At 70.5% G+C, this 8,170-nt stretch carries 5 protein-coding genes; 3 read left to right on the top strand and 2 right to left on the bottom strand.

The genetic code is table 11. The features are described from left to right. Window positions 1–142: 142 nt before the first annotated feature. Window positions 143–1,741 (top strand): DUF5691 domain-containing protein, encoded by a 1,599-nt coding sequence (locus tag AB0J02_RS40600; protein WP_363198942.1) that lies wholly within the window; start codon window positions 143–145, stop codon window positions 1,739–1,741. Between the two features lie 75 nt (window positions 1,742–1,816). On the opposite strand, the gene AB0J02_RS40595 is transcribed toward AB0J02_RS40600, so the two are convergent. Further along, complete coding sequence (locus AB0J02_RS40595; protein WP_363198941.1) at window positions 1,817–2,233, bottom strand: cobalamin B12-binding domain-containing protein; 417 nt, start codon at window positions 2,231–2,233, stop codon at window positions 1,817–1,819. A gap of 426 nt (window positions 2,234–2,659) precedes the next feature. On the opposite strand from AB0J02_RS40595, the gene AB0J02_RS40590 reads away from it, so the two are divergent. Further along, window positions 2,660–3,613, top strand: coding sequence for an alpha/beta fold hydrolase (locus AB0J02_RS40590; protein WP_363198940.1), 954 nt, complete (start codon window positions 2,660–2,662; stop codon window positions 3,611–3,613). Between the two features lie 314 nt (window positions 3,614–3,927). Continuing rightward, a complete protein-coding gene (locus AB0J02_RS40585; RefSeq protein WP_363198939.1) occupies window positions 3,928–5,409 on the top strand; it encodes a M23 family metallopeptidase in 1,482 nt (493 codons plus the stop codon). A gap of 23 nt (window positions 5,410–5,432) precedes the next feature. Here AB0J02_RS40585 and pcrA read toward each other — a convergent pair whose 3' ends face one another. Then, entirely contained in the window at window positions 5,433–7,964 is a 2,532-nt protein-coding gene (gene pcrA, locus AB0J02_RS40580) for a DNA helicase PcrA (RefSeq protein WP_363198938.1), read from the bottom strand. Window positions 7,965–8,170: the final 206 nt, after the last annotated feature.

The raw sequence follows: 8,170 nt of genomic DNA, 5'->3' as shown, positions 1-8,170 counted from the left end.
GACCCGCCGGACGACCCACCTACAGCAGGCAACAAACGACGACACCGATCCGGCCGAGGAGGAACCCCGCCACAGCCCCCGCCCCACGACACAACAGGGCGAGCACGTGACCAGGTGCCCACACGCAATAGGAGGGATCCACATGACCAGCCCGACGCCCACCACATCCTGGGACGACCTGGTGACGACCGCGCTGCTCGGCACGGAGCGCCGCTCGTCCACCACCCCGGCCGCCCTCCTCGACGAGGCAGCCGTCCAGACCGTTCGACGCCGCGCAGGCCTCCGCCCCGCCCCGGCCGCCACACCCCCCGCCCCCGCGGCAGCGGACCCGCGCCCCCGGCTCCCGGCCCCGGCCCGCAGCCGCCTGGCCATGCTCCTCACGGACCGCCCCGGCACCGCCACCACCCGCCGAGGCTCCGCCCCCGACCTCCTGGAACTGCTCCCGCAGTGGCTGGCCACGGCCAACGACCACGGCTACGCGCCTCCGCCCGAACTCCTCCCGGCCCTCCTGGACGCGGCCCGCGGCCGTACCGACCTGCGTCAGGGAGCCCTCACGTTCGCGGGCCCCCGCGCCCTGTGGCTGGCCCGCCTCAACCCGGACTGGAAGTTCGCGCTGCGCGCCACCCCGGGCGCGGGCACCACGCTGCCCGCCCCGGAGGAGACGGAGCGGGTACGAACTCTGTGGGCGGAGGGCCTGTTCGCGGAGAGAGTGGCGCTGCTCGCAGCGGTCCGCGCACACGACTCCGAGGCGGCGCGCGTTCTCCTGGAGAGCGCGTGGAGTACGGAGCGAGCCGAGGACCGGCTCATGTTCCTGGATTCGTTGCGTGCGGGCCTGGGCGACGCGGACGAGCCGTTCCTGGAGCGGGCGCTGACCGACCGCAGCCGCAATGTCCGGGCGACAGCCGCCGAGTTGCTCTCCGCGCTCCCGCATTCGGCGCTGGCCGGTCGGATGGCGGACCGAGCGCTGTCCTGCGTGGCTCTGGACCGGGCGGCGCGGACGGTCGTCGTGGAGGCCCCGCACGAGTGCGACGCGGCGATGGAACGCGACGGTGTGGTGGCCAAACCCCCCGCGGGCCGGGGCGAACGGTCGTGGTGGCTCGGCCAGTTGGTGGAGGCGGCACCCCTGGACCGCTGGCCGGCGAGGCTCGGCGGCAGCACTCCGGAGGAGATCGTGGCGCTGCCGGTGGCCGACGACTGGCGGGGCGAGTTGCACGCGGCGTGGTGCAGGGCGTCGGTGCGGCAGCGCGACATCGGCTGGTCGAGGGCGCTGCTCGGCGCCCCGACGGCACCGGATGCGGCGGGCCCCGGCGCGGTCTCGCTCGCGGAGCGGTCGAAGCTGCTGGCGGCGCTGCCGGGGGCGGAGCGGGCGGACTGGGTGGCGCGGTTCATCGCGGCGCACGGTCTGTCGGAGGCGTTCCAGCTGCTCGGGGTGTGCGCCACGCCTTGGGCGCCGCCGCTGGGCCGGGCGGTGGTCGACGCGCTGAACATCGCGCGGGACGCGGGGAGTTACCCCTGGAGTTTCAGCGGGGTGATGGGCCTGGCCGAACGGTGCCTGGACCCGGAGGAGGCCGTGCGCCTGGAGGGGCTCACGGCCACGGTGGAGGAGGCGGAGGACGCGGCGCCGGGGGCCGGCGGCTACTGGGCGGAGGCGTTCCAACGTCTGGTGGGCACGTTGCGGCTACGCCACACAATGCGCACCGAACTCAGCCCGCCGCTGCAGTCGACGCCCACCCCGCTGTAGCCAACGCCCACCCCGGCGAACGCCACAGTCACCGCCCGCCCCATAACGCGCAACAACGCGCCCGGAGCCGGAGGCCTACGCCTGGGCCGGCTGCCGCACGTTGGCGTGGACCCAGTCCACGATCGACGCGGTGGTCGCGCCCGGGGTGAAGATCTCCGCGACGCCCTGTTCCTTCAGCGGAGCGATGTCGGCCTCGGGGATGATGCCGCCGCCGAAGACCTTGATGTCGTCGGCGTCGCGCTCCCGGAGGAGTTCGATGACGCGCGCGAAGAGGGTGTTGTGCGCGCCGGAGAGGATGGACAGACCGATCGCGTCGGCGTCTTCCTGGATGGCGGTGTCCACGATCTGCTCGGGCGTCTGGTGCAGACCCGTATAGATGACCTCCATGCCGGCGTCGCGCAGCGCCCGCGCGATCACCTTGGCCCCGCGATCGTGGCCGTCAAGTCCTGGCTTGGCGACGACCACGCGGATCGGACCGGCTGCCACACCCATCACTGCCTCCATGAAGTGACTGACCCCCGGGACCGTGGTGGTACCCGCACCCGGGTGCCGGATACCCCATCCAGGGCATCCGAAGTGAACGAACGTCAGTGAACGAACGTTATCCACAGCATCCCGCAACCGGCCGTTTCACGGTGCTCAGCGAGGGGGAAATCACACAGTGGGACACGTTCGCTGCGCGCCGCAACCGTATCGGTCGGCTGATCAGTCCATCCGGTACAGGCGCGAGGGGAGCCGCTTCGAGGTCGCCCGGCCACCGCGCCGACAGCCGCACGTCACGGTGGCACGGCACGTTCGGCCTTCGTACGTTTGGATCGGTCGGCACATCGGCCTGATCGTGGGCTTGCTTCGCTCGGCTCCTCATGAGTGCACACGGGGGACAGAGGTCTCCCCCGCGTGCCGACGGGAGGTCGACCGATGAAGGTCACGAGGGCTTTGCCCTTTCGCCCGCTCTGCCACCTGCTGCCGACCGGACTGGCAGGTCTGTCGATCGCGCTCTTGAAGGCGACCGCGCTGGAGCTGGCGATCCTCGCGGGGCATCTGCTCCTCTATCCCTCGGGAATCCTCCCGGAGCGAAGGCATCCGGCGGCGCTGCCGGTGATGGCGTCGTCGGACGCCGCCCTCACGCCGGCGGATCTCGAGAACCTGGAGAACGCGACCGACGCCGACGACCTGAAGGACATGAGCGGCCTGGCGGACGCGCCGCGCCTGCCCACCGCCGAGAAACCTCCGGTGCTGCTGCTGCACGGCTTCATCGACAACCGTTCGATCTTCGTCCTGCTGCGCCGTTCGCTGATCCAGCACGGCAGGCAGCGGATCGAGTCGCTCAACTACTCGCCGCTGACCTGCGACATACGGACGGCGGCGGCGCTGCTGGCCCGGCACGTCGAGGAGTTGTGCGAGCGGACGGGCCAGGAGCGGATCGACATCGTGGGCCACAGCCTGGGCGGTCTGATAGCGCGCTATTACGTGCAGTGCCTGGACGGCGACGAGCGGGTGCGCACTCTCGTCACGCTCGGCACACCGCACGCGGGGACCAGGGCCGTGCCGCTCGCGGACGCGCATCCGATCGTGCGGCAGATGCGTCCGGGCTCGTCGGTCATCGAGGAGTTGAAGAGGCCGGCGCCGGACTGTCGTACGCGCCTTGTGAGCTTCTGGAGCGATCTCGACCAGTTGATGGTGCCGCTGGAGACGGCGTGCGTCGAGCACCCGGATCTTCTCGTGCAGAACGTGCGGGTGACGGGGATCGGTCATCTGGCGCTGCCGGTGCACCCGGCCGTGGCGACGGGCGTCCGCCAGGCGCTCGACGCCGACCCGACGAGGGAAGGAGCGGGCGCCGCCGACTCGTTCGGCGGCCTGACGGTGGCGTGACGAGGCCCGGCCGGACACGTCCGGACTGACACCTCCGAACCAACGCCTGCGACGGGTCAGATCCGAACCGGCGCTCCGAACCGGCACCTCCGGCCGACACCTCCGACCGGTCCGATCCGACCGGGCAAATCCGGCGAAACGTCGAACGCACCTCGAACCCAGCGCCAAAGCTGTGCCCACTGTTCACCGAAAGGCGGCTGATTGCCCCATTCCGCGGGGCATGAAACCGGCCGAAGATTGTCGCGCCCACGTACTGCCGGGTACAGTCGCCGCACTGCTCTGGCAGCCCTGTTGTCGAGGCGAAAGAGAAGTGGGTGAACGACCGTCATCCGTCGGGAACCGCGCATTATGCGGCGCACGACGGTTACTCCACGACCAGCTTCGTAGCCGATCCTCTCTTCGGCGACCTGCCGGGCAACGACCCGTACAGCACTGGTTCCCACGAAACGGGCACCTACGCCACGAGTTCCTACGAAACGGGCGCGTACGCCACGGGCCAGTGGCCCACCACCGGCGAACAGCAGCAGTACGCGGCTCCCTACGCGGCATCGCCGTACGACACATCGACGTTCACCGCACCGGCGTTCGAGACATCGGCGTACCCCACCTCCGCGTACGACACGGGCAGTTACGACACGACCGCCATGTGGGCGGCGGGCGACGCCGGTTACGGGCAGCAGCACACCGGCCAGTGGGGCGCGCAGACCTACGACACGCAGACTTTCGAGGCGCCGGTCTTCGGGACGACGGCCTACGACACGGGCGCGTACGACGCCACGGCGTGGAATTCCGACGGAACCGCCGTGCTGGACGCTCCCGTCGGGACGGCCGTGCATGACATGCCCGTCGGAACCGCCGTGCATGGCGACCTCGACGGAACGGCCGTGCACACCTTCGTGCCGGACCAGTACACCCCCACCGAACATCCCCGGGCACACGAGGACTCCGAGACCGAGCCGGACCCGCAGCCGGGAACGGCCCTGGACCTGGAACCCGCGGAGGCCGAAGCGGCCCCCGCCGGACCGGAGTTCACGCGGCGCGCGGCACCCCGCGGCGGCCGGTCCCGGCGCCGCACCCCCGCCAAGCGCTCCGCTCTGCTGACCATCGCCGTGCCGTCGGTGTGCGTGGTCGGCGTCGCCGGGGTCGCGGCGGCGTCCGTGGGCGGCATCGGCGGGGACGACGGCAAGGAGACGCAGGCCGCGTCGGCGCCCGACGCGAGCGCGGTGAAGCCGTCCGTCGCCAACAACAAGCTGGACACACAGCTCAAGGACGTGTCCGCGGACGCGGGCGACTTCGCCGACCGGGCGAGCCGCACGCAGGAGCGGATCGACCTGAAGGCGAAGCAGGAGGCCGACCGCAAGAAGGCCGCCGAGGAGGCCGCGCACAAGGAGGCGATGCGGCCCAAGTTCGCGCTGCCGGTGAAGCAGCACGGGCTGAGCGCCTACTACGGGCAGGCCGGTATCAACTGGATGTCCGTGCACAGCGGCATCGACTTCCCCGTCTCGTACGGGACCGAGGTGATGTCGGCGACGGACGGGACCGTGCGCACGCAGTGGAACAGCGCGTACGGGAACATGGCGATAGTCACCGCGAAGGACGGTACGGAGACGTGGTACTGCCACCTCTCCTCGCACACCGTGATGAGCGGGCCCGTGAAGGCCGGTGACGTGATCGCGCACTCGGGCAACTCGGGGAACTCGACCGGGCCGCACCTGCATTTCGAGGTACGACCCGGGGGCGGCTCGGCGATCGACCCGCTGCCGTGGCTCCGCAGCCACGGCCTCGACCCGACGTGAAGCCACCCCGGCCGGGCCGGGCGCTACAACTTCTCGACCGGCGCGTACCGCAGCAGCAGACGCTTCGGCTTGGGGTCGCCGAAGTCGATCGTCGCCTCCGCGTTCGACCCTGATCCGCTCACGCCCACGACCGTGCCGAGGCCGAACTGGTCGTGTGTGACGCGGTCGCCGACGGCCACGGCGACGACCGGCTTCTCGTTGGCGCGGCGCGTGGCGAAGGCCGGTGTCGTGCGGGAGCGGGACGACGACAGGGATGCGGCGATACCGCCGCCGATGCCCTTGGTCGAGGGCGCGGGCGCGGAGCCGCCCGTGCGCTTCCACTCCAGATGCGCCTCCGGGATCTCCTCCAGGAAACGCGAGGGCGGGTTGTACGAGGGCTGGCCCCAGGCGCTGCGCATGGAGGACCGGGTCAGATACAGCCGCTCCCGCGCGCGGGTGATGCCGACGTACGCGAGGCGCCGCTCCTCCTCCAGTTCCTTGGTCTGTCCCAGGGACCGCATGTGCGGGAAGACGCCGTCCTCCATGCCGGTCAGGAAGACCACCGGGAATTCGAGGCCCTTCGCGGTGTGCAGGGTCATCAGGGTGATGACGCCGCTGCCGTCGTCCTCCTCGTCGGGGATCTGGTCGGAGTCGGCGACGAGCGCGACGCGCTCCAGGAAGGCGGAGAGATCACCGCGGGTCGCTTCGCCCTCGCCCTCGTCCTCACCCTGAGCCGAATCCGCACCGGAATCCGCATTCGCGTCCGGCTCCGAAGCCGTGGCGGACTCCTGCTCGAACTCCAGCGCGACGGCGGCGAGTTCCTGAAGGTTCTCGATCCGGGTCTCGTCCTGCGGGTCCGTGGAGGACTGCAGTTCGGCGAGGTATCCGGTGCGCTCCAGGACGGCCTCCAGGACCGTGGCCGGGCCGGCGCCCGACTCCACGATGGTCCGCAGGTCCTCCATGAGGGTGTTGAACCGCCGTACCGCGTTCGTGGAGCGGGCCGCCATCCCGTATGCCTCGTCGACCCGGCGCAGCGCCTGCGGGAAGGAGATCTTCTCGCGCTGGGAGAGGGCGTCGATCATGGCTTCGGCGCGGTCGCCGATGCCGCGCTTGGGCACGTTCAGGATGCGGCGCAGGGGGACGGAGTCCTCGGGGTTCGACAGGACCCGCAGATACGCGAGGACGTCCCTGACCTCCTTGCGCTCGTAGAAGCGGACGCCGCCGACGACCTTGTAGGGCAGGCCGACGCGGATGAAGATCTCTTCGAAGACACGCGACTGCGCGTTCGTCCGGTAGAAGACGGCGACGTCGCCGGCTTTCGCGTCGCCCGCGTCCGTGAGCCGGTCGATCTCCTCGGCGACGAACTGGGCCTCGTCGTGCTCGGTGTCCGCGACGTAGCCGGTGATCTGGGAGCCCGCGCCCGCGTTCGTCCACAGGTTCTTCGGGCGGCGCGACTCATTGCGTTCGATGACCGCGTTGGCCGCGGTCAGGATCGTCTGCGTGGAGCGGTAGTTCTGCTCCAGGAGGATCGTCGTCGCGTCCGTGTAGTCCTCCTCGAACTGGAGGATGTTGCGGATCGTGGCGCCGCGGAACGCGTAGATGGACTGATCGGCGTCGCCCACGACGCACAGCTCGGCGGGGTCGGCGTCGTTGCCCTCCGCGTCCGTGGCCGGTCCGACGAGTTCGCGCACCAGCGCGTACTGCGCGTGGTTCGTGTCCTGGTACTCGTCGACCAGGACGTGCCGGAACCGGCGGCGGTAGTGGTCGGCGACGTCGGGGAACGCGCGCAGCAGGTTCACCGTCGTCATGATCAGGTCGTCGAAGTCGAGGGCATTGGCCTCCCTGAGCCGCGACTGGTACATCGCGTAGGCCTGGGCGACGGACTTCTCGAACCCGTCGGCGGCGGTCGCCGCGAAGTCCTCCTCGTCGATCAGCTCGTTCTTCAGGTTCGAGATCTTGGCGCTGAAGGACTTCGGGGGGAACTTCTTCGGGTCGAGCTCCAGGTCACGGCAGACCAGGGCCATGAGGCGCTTGCTGTCGGCGGCGTCGTAGATCGAGAACGACGACGTGAAGCCGAGCTTCTTCGACTCGCGGCGCAGGATGCGCACGCACGCGCTGTGGAAGGTGGAGACCCACATGGCGTTCGCGCGCGGTCCGACGAGGGACTCGACGCGCTCCTTCATCTCGCCCGCGGCCTTGTTCGTGAAGGTGATCGCGAGGATCTGGCCGGGGTGCACACCGCGCTCGGCCAGCAGGTAGGCGATGCGGTGGGTGAGGACGCGGGTCTTGCCCGAGCCGGCGCCCGCCACGATGAGCAGCGGGGAGCCACCGTGCGCGACGGCCGCCCGCTGGTTCTCGTTCAGCCCGTCCAGGAGGGCTGCCGGGTCGAGGGCCGGGCGCGGGGCGCCGTCGCGGTAGTACGCGTCCCTGGCCGGGGGCACGTCGAACTTCCCGCCGAACAGGTCGTCCGGGATCGGCTCCGGTACCGGTCCTTCGTGCTCGCTGTCGGGCGGCGGGGGCTCCTCGGTCCGGTTCTGGAGGCCTGCCAGGAAGCTGTCGTCAAAGAGGCTGCTCATCGCCATACGAGTCTAGGCCGCCCCACTGACAGCCCGCCCCCACCTTCACAACCCCGCACATTCACGCATCCGCCATCACCCGGTGCGATCACTTCGTCACCTGGCGCGGCCGGCTCCGGTTCCGCCCGGGCGTCCGGCCCCCGGTGTCGCCAAGGTCACGAAAATGTATCGGGCAAATCGAACAACGACCTTCACAGCAGCAACAC

The organism is Streptomyces sp. NPDC050264, assembly GCF_040655895.1.
Taxonomy (GTDB): domain Bacteria; phylum Actinomycetota; class Actinomycetes; order Streptomycetales; family Streptomycetaceae; genus Streptomyces.
This window is presented reverse-complemented; position numbering and strand designations above follow the sequence as displayed.

What these genes read in the sequence shown, in the direction of transcription:
- AB0J02_RS40600 (WP_363198942.1), top strand. Translation starts at nt 143, where the DNA reads ATGACCAGCCCGACGCCCACCACATCCTGGGACGACCTGGTGACGACC.
- AB0J02_RS40595 (WP_363198941.1), bottom strand. Translation starts at nt 2,233, where the DNA reads ATGGGTGTGGCAGCCGGTCCGATCCGCGTGGTCGTCGCCAAGCCAGGA.
- AB0J02_RS40590 (WP_363198940.1), top strand. Translation starts at nt 2,660, where the DNA reads ATGAAGGTCACGAGGGCTTTGCCCTTTCGCCCGCTCTGCCACCTGCTG.
- pcrA (WP_363198938.1), bottom strand. Translation starts at nt 7,964, where the DNA reads ATGAGCAGCCTCTTTGACGACAGCTTCCTGGCAGGCCTCCAGAACCGG.